The 20,412-nt window shown below is 65.1% G+C and carries 25 protein-coding genes; 19 read left to right on the plus strand and 6 right to left on the minus strand.

Annotated features, from left to right (window positions below):
* The first annotated feature begins 52 nt into the window (after positions 1-52).
* Both VGG51_13995 and VGG51_14000 read left to right on the plus strand, forming a co-directional pair.
* Positions 53-1,270 carry an acetyl-CoA C-acyltransferase gene (locus VGG51_13995; GenBank protein HEY1884137.1) on the plus strand — a complete coding sequence of 406 codons (1,218 nt, stop codon included), beginning with the start codon at positions 53-55 and terminating at the stop codon, positions 1,268-1,270.
* The gene (locus tag VGG51_14000; protein ID HEY1884138.1) at positions 1,260-1,796 is read left to right on the plus strand and encodes a TlpA disulfide reductase family protein; all 537 of its coding nucleotides are present in this window, start codon (positions 1,260-1,262) and stop codon (positions 1,794-1,796) included. Before VGG51_13995 ends, VGG51_14000 begins: the two co-directional genes overlap by 11 nt.
* Here VGG51_14000 and VGG51_14005 read toward each other — a convergent pair.
* Positions 1,793-2,578, minus strand: a complete 786-nt coding sequence (locus VGG51_14005) for an enoyl-CoA hydratase-related protein (protein ID HEY1884139.1) — start codon at positions 2,576-2,578, stop codon at positions 1,793-1,795. The two genes, VGG51_14000 and VGG51_14005, sit on opposite strands and share 4 nt — an antisense overlap.
* A gap of 101 nt (positions 2,579-2,679) precedes the next feature.
* On the opposite strand from VGG51_14005, the gene phoU reads away from it, so the two are divergent.
* Genes phoU through VGG51_14020 form a run of 3 tightly spaced genes read left to right on the plus strand, consistent with a single transcriptional unit; the run spans position 2,680 to position 5,131 of the window.
* Positions 2,680-3,321, plus strand: a complete 642-nt coding sequence (gene phoU, locus VGG51_14010; GenBank protein ID HEY1884140.1) for a phosphate signaling complex protein PhoU — start codon at positions 2,680-2,682, stop codon at positions 3,319-3,321.
* Complete coding sequence (locus VGG51_14015; protein HEY1884141.1) at positions 3,318-4,472, plus strand: aminotransferase class V-fold PLP-dependent enzyme; 1,155 nt, start codon at positions 3,318-3,320, stop codon at positions 4,470-4,472. The genes phoU and VGG51_14015 overlap by 4 nt, the downstream gene beginning before the upstream one ends.
* Positions 4,469-5,131 carry a hypothetical protein gene (locus VGG51_14020; protein ID HEY1884142.1) on the plus strand — a complete coding sequence of 221 codons (663 nt, stop codon included), beginning with the start codon at positions 4,469-4,471 and terminating at the stop codon, positions 5,129-5,131. The genes VGG51_14015 and VGG51_14020 overlap by 4 nt, the downstream gene beginning before the upstream one ends.
* A gap of 6 nt (positions 5,132-5,137) precedes the next feature.
* Here the strand turns inward: VGG51_14020 and VGG51_14025 are convergent, their stop codons facing one another.
* From VGG51_14025 to VGG51_14035, 3 genes are all read right to left on the minus strand, one after another.
* The gene (locus VGG51_14025; protein HEY1884143.1) at positions 5,138-5,677 is read right to left on the minus strand and encodes a histidine phosphatase family protein; all 540 of its coding nucleotides are present in this window, start codon (positions 5,675-5,677) and stop codon (positions 5,138-5,140) included.
* 16 nt (positions 5,678-5,693) lie between these two features.
* Positions 5,694-7,130 (minus strand): hypothetical protein, encoded by a 1,437-nt coding sequence (locus VGG51_14030; protein ID HEY1884144.1) that lies wholly within the window; start codon positions 7,128-7,130, stop codon positions 5,694-5,696.
* Between the two features lie 115 nt (positions 7,131-7,245).
* Entirely contained in the window at positions 7,246-7,629 is a 384-nt protein-coding gene (locus VGG51_14035; GenBank protein HEY1884145.1) for a hypothetical protein, read from the minus strand.
* 65 nt (positions 7,630-7,694) lie between these two features.
* Between VGG51_14035 and VGG51_14040 the strand changes: the two genes are divergently transcribed.
* From VGG51_14040 to VGG51_14090, 11 genes are all read left to right on the plus strand, one after another.
* Positions 7,695-7,940, plus strand: coding sequence for a MoaD/ThiS family protein (locus VGG51_14040; GenBank protein ID HEY1884146.1), 246 nt, complete (start codon positions 7,695-7,697; stop codon positions 7,938-7,940).
* On the plus strand, positions 7,933-8,355 hold the full coding sequence (locus tag VGG51_14045) for a molybdenum cofactor biosynthesis protein MoaE (protein ID HEY1884147.1): 423 nt from the start codon (positions 7,933-7,935) through the stop codon (positions 8,353-8,355). Before VGG51_14040 ends, VGG51_14045 begins: the two co-directional genes overlap by 8 nt.
* The gene (locus VGG51_14050; GenBank protein ID HEY1884148.1) at positions 8,348-9,070 is read left to right on the plus strand and encodes an alpha/beta fold hydrolase; all 723 of its coding nucleotides are present in this window, start codon (positions 8,348-8,350) and stop codon (positions 9,068-9,070) included. The genes VGG51_14045 and VGG51_14050 overlap by 8 nt, the downstream gene beginning before the upstream one ends.
* Positions 9,067-10,170 (plus strand): molybdopterin-synthase adenylyltransferase MoeB, encoded by a 1,104-nt coding sequence (gene moeB, locus VGG51_14055; protein HEY1884149.1) that lies wholly within the window; start codon positions 9,067-9,069, stop codon positions 10,168-10,170. Before VGG51_14050 ends, moeB begins: the two co-directional genes overlap by 4 nt.
* A gap of 2 nt (positions 10,171-10,172) precedes the next feature.
* A complete protein-coding gene (locus VGG51_14060) occupies positions 10,173-11,021 on the plus strand; it encodes an aldo/keto reductase (protein HEY1884150.1) in 849 nt (282 codons plus the stop codon).
* Positions 11,018-12,172, plus strand: a complete 1,155-nt coding sequence (queG, locus tag VGG51_14065) for a tRNA epoxyqueuosine(34) reductase QueG (protein HEY1884151.1) — start codon at positions 11,018-11,020, stop codon at positions 12,170-12,172. The genes VGG51_14060 and queG overlap by 4 nt, the downstream gene beginning before the upstream one ends.
* Positions 12,169-12,795, plus strand: coding sequence for a hypothetical protein (locus tag VGG51_14070; protein HEY1884152.1), 627 nt, complete (start codon positions 12,169-12,171; stop codon positions 12,793-12,795). The genes queG and VGG51_14070 overlap by 4 nt, the downstream gene beginning before the upstream one ends.
* Positions 12,792-13,784 carry a GTP 3',8-cyclase MoaA gene (gene moaA / locus VGG51_14075; protein HEY1884153.1) on the plus strand — a complete coding sequence of 331 codons (993 nt, stop codon included), beginning with the start codon at positions 12,792-12,794 and terminating at the stop codon, positions 13,782-13,784. The genes VGG51_14070 and moaA overlap by 4 nt, the downstream gene beginning before the upstream one ends.
* 75 nt (positions 13,785-13,859) lie before the next feature.
* Positions 13,860-14,405: an RNA polymerase sigma factor gene (locus tag VGG51_14080; protein HEY1884154.1), complete on the plus strand. Its 546-nt coding sequence runs from the start codon at positions 13,860-13,862 to the stop codon at positions 14,403-14,405.
* The gene (locus VGG51_14085) at positions 14,405-15,004 is read left to right on the plus strand and encodes a hypothetical protein (protein ID HEY1884155.1); all 600 of its coding nucleotides are present in this window, start codon (positions 14,405-14,407) and stop codon (positions 15,002-15,004) included. Before VGG51_14080 ends, VGG51_14085 begins: the two co-directional genes overlap by 1 nt.
* A 15-nt stretch (positions 15,005-15,019) precedes the next feature.
* Complete coding sequence (locus VGG51_14090) at positions 15,020-16,447, plus strand: deoxyribodipyrimidine photo-lyase (GenBank protein ID HEY1884156.1); 1,428 nt, start codon at positions 15,020-15,022, stop codon at positions 16,445-16,447.
* Here the strand turns inward: VGG51_14090 and VGG51_14095 are convergent.
* Positions 16,423-16,995: a DUF4870 domain-containing protein gene (locus VGG51_14095; GenBank protein ID HEY1884157.1), complete on the minus strand. Its 573-nt coding sequence runs from the start codon at positions 16,993-16,995 to the stop codon at positions 16,423-16,425. The two genes, VGG51_14090 and VGG51_14095, sit on opposite strands and share 25 nt — an antisense overlap.
* A 115-nt stretch (positions 16,996-17,110) precedes the next feature.
* Between VGG51_14095 and VGG51_14100 the strand changes: the two genes are divergently transcribed.
* Positions 17,111-18,880 carry an ABC transporter ATP-binding protein gene (locus VGG51_14100; GenBank protein HEY1884158.1) on the plus strand — a complete coding sequence of 590 codons (1,770 nt, stop codon included), beginning with the start codon at positions 17,111-17,113 and terminating at the stop codon, positions 18,878-18,880.
* On the opposite strand, the gene VGG51_14105 is transcribed toward VGG51_14100, so the two are convergent.
* Positions 18,877-19,245, minus strand: coding sequence for a VOC family protein (locus tag VGG51_14105; protein ID HEY1884159.1), 369 nt, complete (start codon positions 19,243-19,245; stop codon positions 18,877-18,879). The genes VGG51_14100 and VGG51_14105 overlap by 4 nt on opposite strands.
* A gap of 120 nt (positions 19,246-19,365) precedes the next feature.
* Between VGG51_14105 and csrA the strand changes: the two genes are divergently transcribed.
* Both csrA and cysD read left to right on the plus strand, forming a co-directional pair.
* On the plus strand, positions 19,366-19,602 hold the full coding sequence (csrA, locus tag VGG51_14110) for a carbon storage regulator CsrA (protein ID HEY1884160.1): 237 nt from the start codon (positions 19,366-19,368) through the stop codon (positions 19,600-19,602).
* On the plus strand, positions 19,602-20,411 hold the full coding sequence (cysD, locus tag VGG51_14115; protein ID HEY1884161.1) for a sulfate adenylyltransferase subunit CysD: 810 nt from the start codon (positions 19,602-19,604) through the stop codon (positions 20,409-20,411). Before csrA ends, cysD begins: the two co-directional genes overlap by 1 nt.
* Position 20,412: the final 1 nt, after the last annotated feature.

Raw genomic sequence — 20,412 nt, forward strand, 5'->3', positions numbered from 1 at the left:
GACGGCGCCTGCCGGGACGCTCGGCGGGGGCCGCTGAATAGACGTGCGCGATATGAATAATTCCATCCGTGATAACGACGTTGTAATTCTCGCCGGCGCCCGCACGCCGTTCGGCAATCTCGGGGGCGAGCTCTCCACCCTTACTGCCACCGATCTGGCCGTGGCGGCCGCGGAGGGGGGGATCGCGCGAAGCGGGGTGCGCAAGGAGAAGATCGACGAGGTCGTTTTCGGCAACGTCATTCAAAGCAGCCCCGATGCCATCTACCTCGCCCGCCACGCCGGCCTGCGCGCCGGGCTGCCGATCGGGGTTCCGGCGCTGGTCGTCAACCGGCTCTGCGGCTCGGGCCTGCAGGCAATTCTCTCCGCCGCGCAGTCGCTGGCGCTGGGGACCGCAACCTACGCGCTCGCGGGCGGAAGTGAGAACATGAGTCAGGCGCCGCATGTCGTGCGCGGCGCGCGCAAGGGTTTTCACCTCGGACAGCAAGTCGCGTTCGAGGACTCCCTCTGGACCGCGCTCACCGATTCGTACGGCAATACGCCGATGGCGATTACGGCCGAGAACCTTGCAAAGAAATACGGCGTGTCGCGCGCCGAGTGCGACGAGTTCGCGCTCGTGAGTCAAGAGCGCGCGCTAGCGGCGCAAAGCAGCGGCTATTTCGCGCAAGAGATCGTCGCCGTCGAGATTCCAGGTCCCAAAGGCACGACGATACGCGTTGAGAAGGACGAGGGTCCGCGCGCGGGACTCAATATGGAGAAGCTCGGCAAACTGCCGGCGCGCTTCGCAAAAGACGGAGTCGTTACGCCCGGCAATGCGAGCGGAATCACCGACGGCGCGTCCGCCGTCGTCCTGACGACGGTGAAGCAGGCGCGCGAAGACGGTTTGCAATGGATGGGCCGGCTCATTTCGGCCGGCGTCGTGGGCGTCGAGCCGTCGATCATGGGAATCGGACCGGCGTTTGCGATTCCGAAAGCGCTCGAGCGAGCCGGTGTCGGCAAAGACGAAATCGCGGTCATGGAGATCAATGAGGCATTCGCGCCGCAAGTGCTTGCGTGTCTGCGCGAGATGGGCGAGAAGGCGGACGGAGCGGGGGACTCGCGCCTCAATCCGCACGGCGGCGCAATTGCGCTCGGCCATCCCTTGGGCGCTTCCGGCGCGCGCCTGGCGCTTACGACGCTGCACGAACTCAAAGCGCGCGGCGGTGGGTACGGCATCGCCTCCGCTTGCATTGGAGGCGGGCAAGGGATCGCAGCGCTTCTTCGTGTGGATTAGCGATTCGGCGCGCAAGCTCTTTACCTACGGGCGCCTCTGGGACGTTCTGGCACTGCTGGCGATCGGCTTTGCGATCTGGAAGATCCTCATCGCCCCGCGCTTTCTCGAAGCGCCGAGAGCGCATCGAGCGCCGGCCGCCGTCTACGATCGGCTCGACGGCGGTGCGTTCCGCCTGGCGCAGCAGCGCGGACACCTCGTTTTTCTCGATTTTTACGCGAGCTGGTGCGAGCCGTGCAAACTCGAGCTGCCGCTGGTTAGGGGTTGGGCCTCCGCCCATCGGGGAGTGATGGTCGTGCCCGTCGACGTAGGCGAAGGACGCGCGACGGCCGCCGATTTTGCCCGGCGCTACCGCTTACGCGACGTCGCGTTGGATCCGCAAAGCAACGCGCGGGCGCTCTTTTCGGTGGAAGGCTTTCCGACGATCGTCGTCGTTGACGGCCGCGGTTACGTGCGCGCTAAGTGGGAGGGCCTCAATCCGGCGATCGGACTCGCGATGGATAACGCCGTAAAGCAGGTGGGGCCTTAGCGGCCCTTCCAGACGGGCTTGCGCTTTTCGAGAAAGGCGGCCGTGCCTTCTTTGATATCTTCGGTGTCGACGAGCGATCCGAACTCGAGCGCTTCGAGTTCGAGCGCGTCGTCGAGCGACAGGTGCGCACCGTTGTTGATCGCGCGTTTGCACGCCGCGATCGCGAGCGGCGCCTTCGCGGCGATCAGCGTCGCGATGCGCCTTGTCTCGTTCATCAATTCCGCGGCCGGAACGACACGTGTTACGAGTCCGATCCGCAACGCCTCGTCGGCGTCGATGATCTCGCCTGTGAGGCAGAGATGCGTCGCGATGCCTTTACCCGCGAGGCGCGTTAACCGCTGCGTTCCGCCGTAACCGGGAATCAGGCCAAGGTTGACCTCGGGCTGGCCGAATTTGGCTTTTTCACTCGCGATGCGTATATCGCCGGCCATCGCGAGCTCGCAGCCGCCGCCGAGCGCAAAACCGTTGACCGCCATGATGACGGGTTTTCGTAGGCGTTCGATTTTGCGCGTCAAGCGTTGCCCGCTGCGGGCTTGTTGCGTGCCCGCCCCAGCGCTGGCCAGCGCGTTGAGCTCGCCGATATCGGCGCCCGCGGCGAAGGCCTTTTCGCCGCTGCCCGTGACGACGATCGCCGCCACTTGCTCGTCGCGCTCCAAGTCATCCAGAGCCGCCGAGACTTCGTCCAGGAGCTGCGTGCGCAACGCATTCAGAACGCCCGGCCGGTTAAGGGTAATGAAACCAATCGGCTCCTCGACCGTCACCAGAATATCTTCAAATGCCATCTGAGAGCCTTATGGTTTCATAAAGGATGCAGGTTCCCTCGTCGCATTGCGGGGAACAGCCCCTTCGACTTATACTAGAAGCACATTTGCAGGAGGTGACGGTGGCGGTCCGGACGGCGTATCACGAAGCACTGGAATCGACGAGGCTGGACGTCGTGCGGCTCGGCGCGCTCGTAGGCGATGCGATTCGCGTAGCGGTCGACGCGCTGGATAATCGTGACGCGTCTGCCGGCGCTCGGGTCGTGGCCGGCGACGACGTCGTCGACGATCTGCGGCGACGCATCGAAGGGCACTGCATCGAGCTGATCTGGCGACAGCAGCCCGTTGCCGGCGAACTTCGCGAAATCGCGGCGATGCTCGAGATCGCAACCGACCTCGAACGGATCGGCGACTACGCGGTGGATATTTCAAAGAACGCGATCAAACTCTCCGATCAGCCGATGCGTCCGCAGAAAGTCGAGATCGACCGAATTGCCAGCGTGGCTCACGGCATGCTGCTCGACGCGATGCGCGCCTATACCGAGCGCGCCGCCGATCTCGCAAGCGCGGTGATCGATCGCGACGACGAGGTCGACAAACTGTATAAGCGCAGCATCAAGCTGCTGCAATCCGAGATGCGCGCCGACCCAGAGATCATCCGTCCGGGAACGCGCTATCTCTTCGTGCTCGCATCGCTCGAACGCGTGGGCGACCGTGCCGGCAACATCGCCTGGCACACAAAGGACATGATCGGCGCCGAGTGACGACTCCGCTTCCACGAAGCGAGTTCGCGGTAACGCAGCGGTATCTCTATCTCAATCACGCGGCGGCCGGCGTGCTGCCGGCGTCGACGGTTGCAGCGATCGAGGAGTTTGCGCGCGCCCACGCCGCCGCGGGCGTCTTGGGAACCTTTCCCTACGACCTCAAGATGGTCGAGTATCGGGAAAAGATCGGGCGCTTCATCGGCGCGTCGGGCGCCGAGATCGCAACGGTTCCCAATACCAGCGCGGGCGCGGCGACGATTGCGCTGGGCATCGGCTGGAAACCGGGCGACGAGGTGCTGCTCTGCGATAACGAGTTTCCCGCCAACGTCATCGCGTGGCTGGCGTTGCGCCGCCGCGGGGTCGAAGTGCGGCTGCTGCCGGCGGCGCAGGGACGCTTGACGCCGGAGCGATTGCGGCGCGAGATCGGCCCGCGTACGCGGGTCGTCACGTGTTCGTGGGTCGCCTACTTCGACGGTTACCGGCACGATCTGGCCGGCCTGGCGGCAGTCGCGCACGAGATGGGGGCAATGCTGTGCGTCGACGCGATGCAGGGTCTCGGTGCGCTGCCCATCGACGTGCGTTCTTTAGATGTCGACGCGCTCTATTGCGGCGCCGCAAAATGGATGCTCGGATTGCACGGCGCGGCGTTTCTCTACGCCGGCCCGCGCATCGCGCAGGATCTCGAGGTCGCGATGCCGGGGTGGCGCTCCGTCGAGGACATGTGGGATTTCCACAATTACGAGCAGCCGTTCGCGCGCGAAGCCTTGCGCTTCGAAGGCGGTACGCCGAACTTGCTGGGCACGTTGTCGCTTGCCTGCGCGGTCGACCTGTTCAACGCAAGCGGTCCGGAACGGATCGCGGCGCACGTGTTGATGCTCACCGATCGACTCTGCGATGGTCTTCGAGAGCTTGGCGCTACCTTCTCTACGGAGCGAGGCGAACATTGCTCCTCCGGCATCGTCACCTTCGCGATTCCCCGAAGCGATAGCATCGCGCTCGGTCAGGCGCTCGAGAGGGAAGGTATCCTCACGACGTACCGAACCGGCGGTATTCGAGTATCGCCGCACGGATACACGACGGCAGAGGAGATCGATGACATGGTGAACGCGGTCGCGCGGCTTGGGCGCGCAAACGTGGAAGTCTCGCAGTGATGTTGGCAAGCCTGCTGTTGGCGGCGGTCGCCTCCGCCGCTCCCGCGTTCCCGCCCGCGGGAACCTATTCGTACGCGGCTTCGCTCAACGGCCAACCGGTGGGAAAGTGGTCGGTAAATGTGAAAAGCGCCCAAGCCGGCCCGGAGATCGACGAAACCTCCGCGGCTTCCTTGATGGGAATGCAGCTGGCGGCGCAAGCCGCGCTGATGCTCTCGGCGGATCTCTCCCCAACGCGTTACGACGGCCACTATCGCACGCCCAATCAAAGTCCGAACGTCAGCGTCTCGCTATCGCCGACTTCGGCGACGGTGGTGGGCCTTGTGACGAGCCAGGCGCAGCAAGTCTCGCTCGCTGCGGGCACGCGGCATTTCGTCGTTATCGAGCCGGGCCTGCTCGCCGGGCTCTTCGCGCTCCCCGCGCAGCTGGCGTCGTGGAAAGACCCCGCGGTTACCTGGATCACGCCCACGAGCGCGCAGGCACAGGTTCTGACGACCGGATCGGCAGCATCGCAGGCGCATCCCGCCGGCGTTTCAGCGGCCGACGTGCTGCTTTCGATCGCCTCGCCGATCGCGGTCTCGATTTGGTACGATCCGGCGACGCTCGTCCCCGATCAGATCTCGGTCCCGTCGCAAAACGCGGTGCTCACCCGCGTTCGTTAGCGGTTCCTAGACGACCAGCGCACGAAACTCGGCCGGCTCCAACGGCCGGACTTCCTGCGAGTGCAGGGGCACGCCGCGCAACAGACGCTCTAGGACGCCGAGCGTGCCGCGGTGCGCGATGACGAGCGAACACCTCGCACCTCGCAAACGCGTCACGACCGGCGAAAGCCGCTCTGCAACATCGGCAAAACTCTCGCCCGCCGGCGGACGAAAATTCACGGGATCGCGCTGGCGATGCGAGAGCCGCCGCGCGTCGTTGGCCTGCACCCACTGCAGCGTCATGCCCTCCCAGCTGCCGAAATCGACCTCGCGCAACGCCTCGAGCGTCTCGAACGGAACGTCGGGTGCGACGAGCTCTCGCGTCCGAACGCAGCGGCGCATCGGGCTGACCAGACAATGCTCGAAGTCGAACTTCGTCAGCAAGGGCTGCAGCGCGCGGCACTGCGCCTCTCCTCCGTCGCTTAAATGGAGGTCGGTCCGCGAGAGAAACTGCCCCGCGGCATTGCCGGCGGTCACTGCGTGCCGGCAGAGAACGATCGCGCCCACGCTGCGGGTTCGTTGCCTAGGGCGCGGGCTCGCGAAGGATCGACGACGTCATCACCGCGTCGGTCATTCCGTGGATGAGGCGCTTGTCGGCGGGAGCAATCGTCGCCAAAATACCGCCCAGCTGCACGCTCTCCTCGCCCGTAACGAAGTAGTACGGACAGAGCCGCACGCGCCCGTCGTAGTTGCGGATGTCGTCGACGTCGCGATCGAAGTAGCTCTGACGGATGCGCTTGCCTTTGTGGAACCGCTGGAGAATGTGGGGCGTGCGGTCGAACGACCCCAGCGCGTTGTCGAGCGCCTCGGTCCACTCCTCACGCGTTAGATCGTCGCCGATTTTTACACCGCGCGAGCCCCAGGCCAGCGGCGAGAACCCCGAGGGCTTGACGACGTAGGCGCGTTCGCTTTTGGGCAGGGCGGTCAACGCGCGAAATTCGGAGACCGGCGCACCGGCGACTTGCAGGCCGGCGATCGCGCCCTGGGGCGGAATCGGCCGCGGATCGATGACCCAGGTTTTCGGGAAGAGTTCGAGGAGCCGTTCGAAGACGTCGTTGCCGAGTTCGCCGCGCCAGAGCGGTGCAAGCGCGTAATGGTGAAGCAGCGCGAAGGCCAGCTTCTCTTCGAGGGTCGCTTTTGGCGGTGGGGTCATCTTGACGCGATTGTGACGTGCGGCGTAGAGCATCAGCTCTTGTTTGCTGACGTTGAAGAGATCGAAGAGCTCGAAGTTGCGATAGATCGCGTCGAGCCGCGATTCGCGGCCGTCTTCGAAGGCGATGAAGAGGCCTTCTTCGGTAAAGGTGACCTCTTGGGGCTTGCGCAGCCACGCGTCGGCGAGATCTAAGCGGCGCAGCGCGTCGGCGAGCCATGCCATCTCGTTGCGGTAATCCGCGGATTCCTCGGAGACGACGATTGCCACGGTCGGCTTTTCGACGCCGGTTGTATAGCGGAGCATCGCCGCAAAGCCCTTTGGAATTCCGTCGTCCCCCCCGACGCTCTCGAACCCGAGTTGACAATACGCTTCGGTCATCCCGCCGAGGAAGCCCATGCCGCCAGGAATGCTGTCGAGTTCGGTCGCCTTGAATCCATCGGCGGTGACGATCAGATCCGGGCGAATGACGCCGGGAAGCTCTTGTTTGAAGCGATTTTGGCGCGCGAGCTTGACGACTTGTTCGGGCTTGCCGCGGTCGAGGTATTCGGCGATGAAACTCGGGGCAGTTCCGCGCGCGCTGCGGTTATACAGGTTGTTGAGCCCGCGGTAGAAGCGAAGAAGATCGACCCCTAAGGACTCGATCGTTGCGACTTGGTCTTTCGATAGTGCAAACGGTTCTGGGCTGACGCGCCATGCGATCCGGTCGTTTTCGTCTTGAACCCTAAAGAGGCCGGGCGGGATCGCTTCGTAGAGGTAGTGCGCTTGCTCGCGGGGCGTGAGGTTGGGGATGGTTGCCGTACAAGGCATATGGGTGAGCGGTCTCCTCTATCGACAGCCGTCAGGGATCTTGGAGCTGCTAAAGGCGATATAGCGTCGTCGCATACCAGACCTTAGAGCGCCCAGCCCGGCCGTTGGGTTGCACTCACTTGATCGTAATTGCCCCGGGCGTGAGCAGCGCCCCCTCGACGCGAACCGCTCCCTGGATATAGGCGAGCGTCAGGTGAAGCGTTCCGGTCAGTCCCAGCTTCGTCAGATCGAGGCTCTCCAGAACCCGTGAGGTCGACTCTTCGGCCAGAAAGTGGAGCTCGGAAGCGCGTCGCAGGGTTCCCCCCGGTGCCGAGAAGGTTGCCGTGACGGGGACGATGATCTCGTGGCTTGCGGTGGCGCGCGCAGGGCCGGCGACGCAGTAGGAGACGGAGACCGGCGTGCGACCGACGAGGAGCGTTTCGCTCGTGCAGGCGGGTGCGGCCGCGACGGCGGCCGGGAGTGCGACTGCGACCATTGTCGCGAGCAGGAGTCTGTCCATCGGAAGAATCGTCGTTTTACGAATACGGTACGAGTCGAGCCTATACCCGTCGAAAGAGGGAGCCCATGAACGTTCGCGTGGTCGCCTTCGCAAACGTGCGCGAGATCCTCGAAGGCTCGCCGCGCAGCCTCGCTCTGCCGCAGGGCGCGCGCGTTGGCGAAGCTTGGAGTGCATTGGAGACGTTATTTCCAGCGCTTTGCGCGCATCGCACCTCGGTGCGGATCGCCCGCAACGGACGGATCGTTTCGCATGAGGAGTCGCTGCTCGAGGGCGACGAGCTCGCACTCCTGCCGCCGGTGGGCGGTGGATAGGGAACTCTTTTCGATCGTCCGCGGGCCGGTCGATCCGCGCTGTCTCGAGGCTCTCGCGAGCGCCGCGCAGGGCGGCATCGTTACGTTCTTGGGCGTCGTACGCAGTCGCAGCGACGACGGCCGCACCGTCGTTGGTCTCTCGTATGAGGCGTACGAAGCGCCGGCGGTGCGCGAGTTCGAGACGATCGCGGGTGAAGCGCGCGAGCGCTTCGGTGAGGTTCGGCTCGCCATCGTTCACGCCGTCGGAGAACTCGAGGTCGGAGCGGTGGCCGTTGCCGTTGCCGCCGCTGCGGAGCATCGCTCCGCGGCCTTCGACGCGTGCCGCTACGCGATCGACGAAGTCAAACGGCGCGCACCGATTTGGAAGAAGGAGCGCTACGCCGGCGGGGACGCTCGCTGGAAGAGCAATGAGTAAGGTCGAGCTCGTTCGCATCGAGGCGCGGCACAATCCCGTGGCGTTGCTGTATTACGAACCCCGGCGGTCGCGCGGGGTGACGCTCGTCGCCGGGCACGGCTATTCCTCGAGCAAACAGAACCTCGATTTTCTTTGTTCGTTTCTAGCAAGCCACGGCTTCGGCGTTTACAGCCTGGATTTTCCGGGCCACAAGCTTGGCACGAGCGGCGGCGAGCTGCGCGGCGTCGACGATTGCATCGACGCAATGCGCGGCGTCGTCGGGTTTGCGCGCGAACGTTCGCCCAGCCCAGTCTATACGATGGGGCATAGCATGGGCGGAATGACCGCGCTCTTCACGGCGGCCCTCGATCCGCAAATCACGGGAACGATCGCCATCGCGACCGGGTACGGCCGCCCGACCTCCCTCGAGACGCTGCGCAAAGTCGGCGTGACGGATTTCCGCTCCTCATACGTCGCCGGCGTAACGCTTCCCGAGCTCGTCGCCGGGGTCGAAGGCCGCTATGACGAGCTGCTCCCGCGTCTCGCGCAGCGGCCCGCGCTCTACATCGCCGCGAGCCGCGACGCGATGGTAAGCCCGCGCAGCGTTCGCGATCTCTTCGATCGCGCGCCCGAGCCCAAGACCTTGGAGACGATCGAGAGCGATCATACCTACGCGGCCGAGCATTCGCGCGCCGCCGTACTGCAGTGGCTCGACGCTCGTCATCGCGCGCCGTGAATTCGAGCGAGCTGCGGCGCTATAGCCGCCACCTGCTCATTCCCGAGGTCGGCCTGCAGGGGCAGGAACGGCTGCGCGCCTCGCGTGCGCTCGTCGTGGGCGCCGGCGGCCTCGGTTCGCCAGCGCTGCAGTATCTGGCCGCTGCCGGAGTTGGAACGATCGGCGTGATCGACGACGACTCCGTCGACGAGACGAACCTTCAGCGGCAGACGATTTTTTCGATGGCGGATCTTGGCCAGAAGAAAGCGGCCGTCGCGGCACGGCGCCTGCACGGGCTCAACCCGGCGATTGCAATCGAACCGTTGCCGTTTGCGCTCGACGAGCAAAACGCGCGCGAGATCGTCCGCTGTTACGACGTCGTTCTCGACTGCACCGACCGCTTTGCGATCCGCTACCTGATCAACGACGCATGTTTCTTCGAGAAGAAGATCGACGTCTACGCCTCGATCTTTCGCTTCGATGGTCAGCTTAGCGTCCTGTGCGCCGGCGACGGGCCGTGTTATCGTTGCCTCTTTCCGGAGGCGCCCCCCGCCGAGGTGACGCCGACCTGTGCCGAAGGCGGCGTGCTCGGCGCGCTCGCCGGCGTGATGGGCTCGTGGCAGGCCGCGGAGGCGCTCAAGGTCTTGCTCGAGATCGGCGAGCCCCTCGCCGGGCGCATTCTGCTGGTCGATACGCTGCGGGCACGGGTACGCGAGCTGCGCTTCGAACGCGATCCTGCGTGCGCGCTCTGCGGAACCGCTGCGCGGATCTTCGACATCGCGGCTCCTCCGCTCGAAGTTGGGTTCGACCGCACGATCGCCGAGGTCGACGCCGGCGTGCTGGGCGAGGCTCTGCGCGAGGCCACGCTGCTCGACGTGCGCGAGCCGCACGAAGCGGTTCTGGGTACGATCGAGGGCGCCGTCTCCATTCCCGCATCTCAGCTGGAGGCGCGCATGTCCGAGCTCGATACCGCCGTGCGCTACGTCGTTGCCTGCCGGGTTGGAGTGAAATCGCGGTGGGCGCTGCGCCGCTTGCGCGAGGCCGGCTTCGGACGTTTGGCTCACCTGCGCGGAGGGCTGCTTGCATATGCCGCGCGGCAGGAAGACTTCGAGTTCTTTTAGCGATGAAGCACAAATCGTTCGGCGCGACCGGCGTCGAGCTTCCGGCGATCGGCCAAGGCACCTGGAACATGCCGCAGAGCGGTGCCGGCCGCAAGGAAGCGGAGCGCGCGCTGCGGCACGGTATCTCGCTGGGGATGACGCACCTCGACACCGCCGAGATGTACGGCGCGGGCGCGGTGGAGGAGCTGCTCGGCGAAGCTATCGGCGGCCTCGCACGCGAGGGTCTATTCATCGCGAGCAAAGTCTTGCCGGAGAACGCCACGTACGAAGGAACCCTCAAAGCGGCGCGGCGCAGCATCGCACGGCTGCGTTGCGACTATCTCGATCTCTATCTGCTTCACTGGCCCGGTTCGCATCCGCTCGAGGAGACGATGCGTGCGCTCGAGGACCTCGTCGAGCAAGGCACGGTGCGCTTCGTGGGCATCAGCAACTTCGACACCGACGAAATGCTTGCAGCGGCCTCCTACCTGCGCAAGGTACCGCTAGCGTGCAATCAAGTGCTCTACCATCTCAACGAACGCGGGATCGAGCACCGCCTGGCCGAAACGGCGCGCCGGCACGACATCGCGATCGTCGCGTACACGCCGTTCGGGCGCGGAGCATTTCTGCGAGAAGCCTCGCAACGTGAAGTGTTGACGGCCGTCGCGAAGAAGCACGGTGCGACGCCGCGCCAAGTCGCGCTCGCCTTCTTGACGCGAGAGTCCAACGTCTTTGCAATTCCGAAGTCGGCGAGCCCCATGCATGTCCGGGAAAATGCGAACGGGGGCTCGATGACGCTCGACGCCGAGGATTTCGCGGCGATCGATCGCGCGTTTGCGCGCGGGCGCCCGGGCCCGCTGGCGACGCTGTGAACGAAAAGATCAAGGAGCTCGCCGTGCGCAGCGCGCTTGCCTTGGGCGCGGGCGCGGTTCGCGTGACGAGCGCGCGTGCCGACGAGGAGTCGCGCCGCCGCATGCAGGCGGCGTTCGAACGGGGAGATTTCCTCTGCTGGCGCTACGACGCCCGGTACGCGCGCCGCGCGACCGATCCGGGCGAGCTCTGCCGCGGAGCCCGGAGCGTTATCTGCATTGCGTTGCCGTACGCGATGCCGGGCGCGCGCAGCCGCGGCCCGTTGCGCGGGCGCGTTTCGAACTACGCGTGGTCGGGTGATTACCACCGGCGTCTGCGCGCCTTGCTCTCGGAGGTTGCGACGCAGATCGACGCAGCCGCCGGAGAGCCGGTGACCGCAATCGCGTGCGACACCAAGCCGCTCGCCGAACGGGCACTGGCGGCGCGGGCGGGGCTCGGATGGGTCGGCAAGCACACAAACCTCATCGTCCCGACGCTTGGTTCGTTCGTCTTTCTCGGCGAGGTCGTAACAACGCTCGAACTTCCGCCCGATGAGCCGCTGCGCAAGCACTGCGGTTCGTGCCGGCGCTGCATCGACGGGTGTCCGACGCAAGCGCTGCGCGGCGATTACACGATCGACGCGAACCGATGCATCTCCGATCTCACGCAGCGCACGGACTCGATCCCGGAGGCGATGCGGGCGTTGATCGGCGATTGGGTTTGGGGCTGCGATATCTGCCAGACGGTCTGCCCGCCGACGCGCGAGGCCGGGATCACGGCCGGCGCCCAGTGGCAGCCGCGCGGCCCCGAAGCCGCGCAGCCTGCTCTCGTCGAGCTCCTCGCGTTGCGGGGCTCGGCGTTCAAGAAACAGTACCGCCCGACGGCGATGGGCTGGCGAGGAGGCGCCGTGCTTCGGCGCAACGCCGCCGTCGCGCTCGGCAACGCACTCGACCGCTCGACGGTTGGGCCGTTGATCGAGAGCCTTTCCGAGGACGCAAATCCGATGGTGAGGGGTCATGCCGCCTGGGCTTTGGGAAGAATTGGGTCGCCGAGAGCGATCTCGGCATTACAGCGGCGGCTCGATGTGGAAAGAGAAGGAGAGGTTCGCGCGGAGATCGCGACTGCACTGCGCCCCTTCCAGCCGCCCGAACGCTCGAAGAAAGCTACGACATGATCAATCGACTGACCGTCCTCCCGCTGCTGCTCGCCGTCACCGTCACGACGGCCCGCGGGGCTGCGGATTCCGGTCTGCTCGACCGCATGGCCGCGCTGAATCCGCACTTGCGTTCGTTCAGCGCGACGATGCACGCGCACGTCGCGATGAAATCGTTCCCCTTCTTATCCGCCGATCTCGTCGGCACGTACTATTACAAGCAGCCCGACAAAAACAAGGTCGTCTTCACGGGCGGCGTGCCGCTGGTCGCCAAGCAGTTCGACAACCTCTACGCGCACATCGAACCGCCGGCGCGATGGCCGGACGTCTATTCCGTTACGACCGTTTCGGATAACGGGACGGCGACGCTCTTCCGGCTCGTGCCGCGCAAGCACGGCAACGTCGACCACATCGACGCGACCGTCGAGGACCGCACGGCGACGGTAACGACGATGCGCTGGAACTACGCCAACGGCGGCTACGCGGAGATGAACAATCACTACACAACGCAGGCCGGCAACCTCGTTATCGGATCGCAGAGCGGTCACGTGACCGAGCCCGGCTACGACGCCGACATCAGCTCGACGATCGACGACTACAAGATCAACCCAACGCTTTCCGACGATCTGTTTTCGAGCCAATGACGAGCACGCTGGTCGATGGCTTTAGCCGGCCGATAACCTATCTCAGGGTCTCGGTTACCGACAAGTGCAATTTACGCTGCGTCTACTGCATGCCGGAATCGGGTCTCCCGTGGCTGCGCCGTGACGAGATCCTGAGCTACGAAGAGATCGCGCAGATCGTTACGGCGGCGGCCTCCGTCGGAGTGCGCAGCATTCGTCTCACGGGCGGGGAACCGCTCGTGCGGCGCGATCTCAGCCGTCTGGTGGCGGCGATTGCTGCGACACCGGGGATCGACGACATCTCGCTTTCGACCAACGGACTACTGCTAAAGGAACAGATCGCCGAGCTTGCGGCCGCGGGACTGCGCCGCATCAATCTCTCGCTCGACACGCTGCGCCCGGAGCGCTTTGAGACGATTGCGCGCCGTCCCGGGCTGGAACTCGTGCTCGGCGGCCTCGACGCGGCAATCGCGGCCGGCTTGATGCCGGTGAAGATCAACTGCGTAGTGATGCGCGGGAGCAACGACGACGAAATTACGGAGTTCGCGAAGCTGACCCGCGACCGGCCGGTCTTCGTCCGCTTCATCGAGGTGATGCCGGTGCACGAGAACGTCGCGCTGCAGCGCGACACCTACGTTTCCTCGGCCGAAGTGCTCGAACGAGTCTCGGAAATCGAGGAGCTGGTGCCGCACGTTGGACCGGCGGGCAATGGCCCCGCGCGCTATTTCGCCTTCCCGGGCGCGCCCGGTGCGGTCGGGGTGATAAGCCCGCTCTCGCACGACTACTGCGACCGCTGCAATCGCGTCCGCCTGACCGCCGACGGCCGTCTGCGGCTCTGCCTCTTCGGCGATCACGCGCTCGACCTCCGAACCCCGCTGCGCTCCGGCGCGAGCGCGCAGGAACTGGCCGCCCTGATGCGCTCGGCGATGCTGATCAAGCCGGCGCGGCACCATCTGCGCCTCGGAGAGACGTCCTCACGGATGCGGGCCTTTTCGGAGATCGGAGGCTAGGAGCCCGTCGGGCTCCCCAAGCGTGTCGTCACAAAGGCCGGCGGCCAGCCGTTGCTCTCAAGTACAGGAGGCCTCGTGAGCACGGGGATGAGAAGCGGTTTGGAAGATTACATCGCGGTAGGCCCGACGGCGATCGCGCAGGGCCGAGTCGAAGCGCTCGTCATCGAGCATCAGACGAAGCTGGCGCGGTATCTTCGCCGCATGGTCGGGGACGCGGAGACTGCGCTGGACCTCTCGCAAGACGTCTTTCTCTCTGCCTATCGGATGCTCTGCGCGGACCCGAGCCGCGAGCTGCGCGTCGGCTGGCTCTACCGCGCGGCGACTAATGCGGCGATCTCGTTCATGCGCCGGCGAAAGATACTGCACGTGCTCTCGCTGGATCGCGACCTCGATGGCAGCTCCTGGCGGATCGATGAAAGGGGTGCGGCCTCTATCGACCTTCAGGCGGCGCTGGCACGACTGCCCTCGGACCAGGTCGCAGCCTTATTGATGACGAGCTACGCCGGTTACTCCTCCGCCGAAGCGGCGCAGATTCTCGGCACGACCGCGGATGCGGTTCGCCAACGGGTTTGCCGCGCGATGAAGACGTTGCGGCACGTAATGAACGAGGAACGGGATTGATGAGAATTAGAGCCGGCTGCGGAGAAGCAGAAATCTTAGCGGGCGCGATTGCGCTGGGCGAGGCCGGAGACGCCGAACGAAACGCGTACCGAGAACACCTGTCGGTCTGCCGGCGCTGCCTAGTCTCGGTCGGCGGCGAGCGCGAGATCGAGCGGGTAATGAACGTCATCGCCGAGGCCCGCGCACAAGAGCACTGGCAGCCTCAAGCGCGCGGCCTTTTCTCACGCGCGAAAAGCCGTGGACCGTTCGTGCGCTGGACCGCGGCGGCAGCAGCCGCGCTGCTGGTCGTGTTCGTCGCTCGTCAGGGGTATCAAAACCATCCGTCGGTCGTACACAGCGTGACGCCCGCCGCGCAGACCCGCGTCAGCGCCGAACAAGAGGCGCGCGTCGTCGCCGCACTCGGCACCCAGGCGGTCCCCAAGCGCGAGCACCACGTGGAATCGTTGGCCTTTAGCGGCCGCGAGAACGGCGCGCAGACGATTACGGTCAAGGTAAGCTTTGACGCTGCGGGTAAGCCGACGCATTGCAAGGGCTTGCATCGCGCGAACAGTCAGAAGCTCGTCGCAACGCTCTGCAACATGGTGATGCGCGGGCATTAGCGAAAACGGCCGTCCATGGCGGAGCGGCCGTTTCTTTATTGTTTTTCGAACGATCTGCGGCTAGAGGATCACGCCGGACTGGCGGCCGCCGCCGCGCGCGGTGAAGTGCTGCCGGTGGTCGTCATCGACGACGCACTGGAGCGCCGGATGCGTCTCTCGCCGTTGCGGGCGGCCTTTTTTTGCGGCGCGGTCGCGGCGCTCGCCGGCGAACTGCAGGATCGCGGCAGAACTCTGATCGTGCGCCGCGGCGGGCGCGCGAAGATCCTCAAGTCGCTGGCCCGAGAGATCGGCGCGGCGGGCGCTGCCTGGGCGACGTCCTACGACGCGGCGGGCATCCAGCGCGACCGCCGTCTGCAATCGGAGCTGGAGGAAGCCGGCCTTTCCGCCCTGGCGGTGCACGATGCGCCGGCGATCCCGCCCGAAGAGAGCCTCTCGGCACAAGGCGCGCGCGGACAGGGCTATCGCGCATTCGCCGCCTATCTCGACCGCTGGGCGTCGCTGGGCGTCGCCTCGTACGAGCATCCGCTCTTGCTCAGATTTGCCGCCTTCAACGGCGACTCCGAGCCCATGCCGAGGCCGAGCGATTTCGGTTCGCCGCACGAACCGCCGGCCTCGGGTCCGGTGCGTGCGCGCCGCCGTTTCGAACGCTTTCTCTCCGAACGCGCCGGACACTACGCGACTGCGGGCAGATTGCCGGCCGACGACGGGACCTCGGAGCTCGGCGCTCATCTTTCGTTCGGAACGATCTCCGCGCGCAGCATCGTGCGTGCGGTGCGCGAGCGTCTGGGCGATCCGTTTGCGGTTGCCGAGGAACGGCTCTCGCTGAAGGTGTTTTTGCGCTCGCTCGCCCGACGCGATTTCTTTTTGCAGCTCTCCTGGTTTCATCCGCAAACCAACGGTGAAGCGCTGCAGGAGAAGATGCGCGGCTTTGCGCCTTTGCGGGCTCATCCGGCGCTCGGCGGGTGGCACGAGGGAAGAACGGGCTATCCGCTCGTCGATGCGGGTATCCGGCAACTTCGCGAGACCGGCTGGATGCATCCGCTAGTGCGGGCGGTGGCGGCGTCCTTCCTGTGCTTCGATCTGGGTGTCGATTGGCGCCTTGGGCGCGATTATTGGGACCAGCTGCTCATCGAGGACGACCCGGCTCTGGCGACGGGGAACTGGCAATGGATCGCCGGAGTCGGCGCCGACATGGCGCAATTTCCACGAATTTATAACCCGGAGCGGCAGCGGCGCCGCTACGACCCGGCGGGCGCTTACGTGCGCCGCTGGATTCCCGAGCTGCGCCACCTTCCGGCCGCCGCATGGCACGGGCGGCCGGCGGATTCGACTCAGCTATCGCTAGCGTTGTTCGACGGGAACTCGTATCCGGCGCCGGTCGTCGAGCACGAACCTGCGGCGCGCGCCTTTCTGGAGCGTTATCGGGCGTTCGTATCGCCCTGAGGAAGGCGGTCTTCGAGCCAGCTCGTGACGATCGGCACGCGCACGTCATCGCCGTTCCAGGTCTTGATGCCGTAGTAGACGCTCGCGACTAAGAAGATCGGTGCGAGCAGCGGCACGAGAATCCAAGCAGAGAAGCCAACGAACGGAATCTGCCCGACGAGCGAAAGGAGTGCCCAGAGGCCGAAGAACCCGGCGTTGAATCCAAGCGCCTGATACGCCTGTTTCCGAAGCTGTCGCGACTGTTTGCGATCGAGCAGCGAGATGAGCGCGAGGGGCCAGAGCGGGTAACCGAGGGAGACGAGCGCGCGGGATTCGACGGGGTCTCCGACAGTCGCTACCGTGGCGTTCCCACGGACGCTGGCGGGCGCCGGGCGCGGGGGAACCGCACCGGGGATCTGCTGGCGGGTTGCCGTGGCGGCTTCGACTTTAGCCGCGAGCCGGCAGCTCGGACAGCCGCCGCGTTCGTCGCGACAGGTCGCGCAAATCCGCTTCCCGCATTCGATGCACGGCGCGATGGACGGGACGTTCGAGTGGAAATAACAATCCATTTAGTTCCTGATATCCTCCACGGTCTTTCATTCCCACGTACCGGAGCAGGCAGCGGGAGGTTTCACGGCGGCGTGGCCGCAACAGCCTGAATTCGTGGTACCGGCAGTGTCGCAATTGAGCCGTCGCGAGATCCTGTACCGCCTGGCCCGCGAGGCGCGCCCTTACTACTCTCGCATCGCGGTTGCGATGGCCATGGGCATCCTCGCCGGCGTTCTGTCGATCGCCCCGCCGCTCGCTTTTCGCGTCATCATCAATCAGGTGCTCGTGCCCCCGGCGGGACACGCGCCAGATCTGCGGGCCCTCTACCTTTCCTTGGGGTTCACCTCGATCGCGCTCGTGATGGCGAACGCAGCGATCTACGGCCAGACCTACCTTACGGCTTGGAGCGGCCAGCACTTGGTTGCGCGTCTGCGCGTGCGTCTCTTCGAGCGCCTTCTGAACTTGCCGCTGCACGAGTTCGACAAGTGGCGCCCCGGCGAGCTGATCGCACGCTTCTCCACCGACCTGCAAATAATGATCGATGCGGTCAGCGTCTCGGTGCCGCAGCTGGTCGTAGCGCTGGCAACCTTTATCTCGTCGTTTGCGACGATGATCTATCTCGATTGGCTGCTCACGCTCTCGCTCGTTCTCGTCGCGCCGATCGTCTCGTTCACGGTATCGAACTTCCAGCGTCTGATCTCATCGAGCACGCACCTCGCGCAACGCCGCATCGCGGACCTTACCGCGACGCTTTCCGAAGTGCTCGGCGGTCAGCGGGTAGTCAAGTCGTTCGGGCGCGAGCAGTTCGAGGTGGCGCGCTTCCGGCAGCGCAACGACGATTTCTTCGGCGCGTACATGAAACTGACACAGTTCATCCAGACCCAGCCGCTCGTGATCTCGACGATCATGGTCGCCGCCGTCGTCGCGATCATGTGGCTCTCGGTGCGCGAGGTACTCGTCGGAAGGCTCGACACCGGGCGCGTCTTCATGTACTGGGGGCTGCTGGTGAACCTGATGAATCCGATGAACCGGGTCGCGGCGTTCTTCGGGGACATCAGCAAGGCGATGGTCGGGGCGGGACGAGTCTTCGAACTGCTCGACCTGCCCATCGAGGTTGAAGACGCGCCGGACGCAGTCACGCTACCGGCGGTCGACGGGCAAATCGATTTCGCGGGAGTGACGTTTCGCTACCATCCGAACGAGCCGCCGGCGCTGCGAGACGTCGTCGCGCGCATCGAAGCCGGTGAGATCGTCGCGCTGGTCGGCCCCTCGGGCGCGGGTAAGACGACCCTCGTCAACCTCGTGCCTCGCTTTTATTCGCCGCAAGAAGGCAGCGTGCGCATCGACGGCGTCGACGTCGCGCGCGCTAAGCTCTCGGACCTTCGCCGTGCGATCGCGATCGTTCCGCAGGACGTGCAGCTCTTCCGCGCCTCGGTCTTGGAGAACATCCGGTATGGGAGGCTCGAGGCGACAGACGGCGAGGTGCGTGCCGCCGCGCGCGACGCGAACGTCGAAGAGTACGTCCGCAACTTCCCCGATGGCTACGCGACCGAAGTCGGGGAGCGCGGCGTTCGCCTATCCGGCGGCCAGCGCCAGCGCATTGCAATCGCCCGGGCCGTGCTGCGAGATCCACGGATCCTCATTCTCGACGAGGCCACCAGCGCGCTCGATAGTCACTCCGAGGCGATGATCGAAGAGGCCCTCGATCGGCTTCTGCCGGGGCGGACGACGCTGATCATCGCGCACCGCTTATCGACCGTTCGGCGAGCACACAAAGTGCTCTACCTCGAGGCCGGCCGCGTGGTCGAGATCGGCACGCACGAGCAGCTGCTTGCCCGAGGCGGCGCGTACGCCCGCTTGCATGCGGCGCAGTTTGCGGCCGGCTTGCCGCGATCGGCGTCTTAGGCGGCTTCTCGCTGCGGCGGCTTGCGCTGGTGGAGGGCGAAACGATTGCCGTCCGGATCGCTCGCAAAACAGGTCGTGCAAGCAGGGAATTCGTGCAGCTCACTGACCTCGAGACCCATCGACTTCAAGCGCGAGCGCAACGCGTCGATGTCGTCGACCTCGAACGCCGCGCCGTTCGAAGCCCCCGGCATGAAGCCTAAGCCCTCGCCGTTTCCGATTCCGAACGTCGCGCTCCCGACGTTGAATTCAACCCAGTGGTCGCCGAACGTGTCGCCGACCACGAGGCCGAGGACATCACGATAAAAGTCGCGGGCCCGCGGGACGTCCCGAACCGAGTAGGCGATGAAGGCGATGTCTTTGACCATGCGATCCTCCTAGAGGGCGTGCAGAATTCCGGATCGGCCGCCGCGGCACCTGTCCTCGAACGGCCGGGGCAAAGGCGCGCACTGCCGCTCGCGCGAAGGCGCCGATTACGGAGGGTGTACATGCTGGTGCTGACCAGGAAATCCAATCAATCCATTATGATCGGTAGCGAGATTCGCGTTACCGTCGTCGGCTTCGACGGCGATCAGGTTAAGATCGGAATCGAGGCGCCGCGCGACGTGGTGGTCCGACGATCCGAGATCTACGATCAACTTCACGAAAAAAATGAACCGGACGCTGCGGCCCAGAGCCCGGCGCCGGTAGGAAAAGGCTCCGCCGGGGCCGATACACCGTCGTGATGCCGACACAGACCGATGCCGACCTTGATGTCCTCGAGTCGCGAACGATCTACATTTTACGCGAAGCGTTCTCGTGCGTTTCGCCGATTGCCATGCTCTGGTCGATCGGAAAGGACTCGACCGCACTGCTCTGGATGGTGCGCAAAGCCTTCCTTGGCGAGATCCCTTTTCCGCTCGTGCTGCTCGACACCGGGATGGAGTTTCCCGAAGTCTATGCGTTCCGCGATCGACTCGTTCGCGAGTGGCAATTGCCGATCATCAACGAAGTCTGTCCGCCGGAGAGCACGGTCGATCAGACGCTGCCGCCGGCCGCTCGTCATGCGGCGCGCAAAACCGCGGGGCTGCGCGGGCTTCTGGCGCGAGAAGGATACCGGGGAATCATCTTAGGTATCCGCCGCGACGAACAAGCTATACGCGCTAAGGAGCGCATTTTTAGTCCCCGTAACGCGGACGGTTCGTGGGATCCGCGAACGCAGCCGCCGGAACTGTGGGACTTTTTTCCATACGAAGTTCCCGATGGTGCGCACGTTCGGATTCATCCGCTCTTACATTGGACGGAGCTGGATATCTGGCGTTACACGCGACGCGAGGGAATTCCGTACGTGCCGCTTTATTTAGCCAAAGACGGCATGCGTTTCCGCTCTCTGGGTGAGAGCAACATTACGATTCCGATTCCCAGCACGGCGGACACGCTCGATGCGGTCATTTCGGAGTTGGAAAAGACGCGCGAGCCTGAACGCGCCGGCCGCACGATGGATAGCGAAAGCGAAGACGCTTTCGAACGCCTCCGCACAACGGGGTACATGTGAG

The sequence above is a fragment of the Candidatus Cybelea sp. genome (assembly GCA_036489315.1).
In the GTDB taxonomy this organism is placed as follows: domain Bacteria; phylum Vulcanimicrobiota; class Vulcanimicrobiia; order Vulcanimicrobiales; family Vulcanimicrobiaceae; genus Cybelea.

What these genes read in the sequence shown, in the direction of transcription:
- VGG51_13995 (HEY1884137.1), top strand. Translation starts at nt 53, where the DNA reads ATGAATAATTCCATCCGTGATAACGACGTTGTAATTCTCGCCGGCGCC.
- VGG51_14005 (HEY1884139.1), bottom strand. Translation starts at nt 2,578, where the DNA reads ATGGCATTTGAAGATATTCTGGTGACGGTCGAGGAGCCGATTGGTTTC.
- VGG51_14030 (HEY1884144.1), bottom strand. Translation starts at nt 7,130, where the DNA reads ATGCCTTGTACGGCAACCATCCCCAACCTCACGCCCCGCGAGCAAGCG.
- VGG51_14035 (HEY1884145.1), bottom strand. Translation starts at nt 7,629, where the DNA reads ATGGACAGACTCCTGCTCGCGACAATGGTCGCAGTCGCACTCCCGGCC.
- VGG51_14040 (HEY1884146.1), top strand. Translation starts at nt 7,695, where the DNA reads ATGAACGTTCGCGTGGTCGCCTTCGCAAACGTGCGCGAGATCCTCGAA.
- VGG51_14050 (HEY1884148.1), top strand. Translation starts at nt 8,348, where the DNA reads ATGAGTAAGGTCGAGCTCGTTCGCATCGAGGCGCGGCACAATCCCGTG.
- VGG51_14060 (HEY1884150.1), top strand. Translation starts at nt 10,173, where the DNA reads ATGAAGCACAAATCGTTCGGCGCGACCGGCGTCGAGCTTCCGGCGATC.
- VGG51_14070 (HEY1884152.1), top strand. Translation starts at nt 12,169, where the DNA reads ATGATCAATCGACTGACCGTCCTCCCGCTGCTGCTCGCCGTCACCGTC.
- moaA (HEY1884153.1), top strand. Translation starts at nt 12,792, where the DNA reads ATGACGAGCACGCTGGTCGATGGCTTTAGCCGGCCGATAACCTATCTC.
- VGG51_14085 (HEY1884155.1), top strand. Translation starts at nt 14,405, where the DNA reads ATGAGAATTAGAGCCGGCTGCGGAGAAGCAGAAATCTTAGCGGGCGCG.
- VGG51_14090 (HEY1884156.1), top strand. Translation starts at nt 15,020, where the DNA reads ATGGCGGAGCGGCCGTTTCTTTATTGTTTTTCGAACGATCTGCGGCTA.
- VGG51_14095 (HEY1884157.1), bottom strand. Translation starts at nt 16,995, where the DNA reads ATGGATTGTTATTTCCACTCGAACGTCCCGTCCATCGCGCCGTGCATC.
- VGG51_14105 (HEY1884159.1), bottom strand. Translation starts at nt 19,245, where the DNA reads ATGGTCAAAGACATCGCCTTCATCGCCTACTCGGTTCGGGACGTCCCG.
- csrA (HEY1884160.1), top strand. Translation starts at nt 19,366, where the DNA reads ATGCTGGTGCTGACCAGGAAATCCAATCAATCCATTATGATCGGTAGC.
- cysD (HEY1884161.1), top strand. Translation starts at nt 19,602, where the DNA reads ATGCCGACACAGACCGATGCCGACCTTGATGTCCTCGAGTCGCGAACG.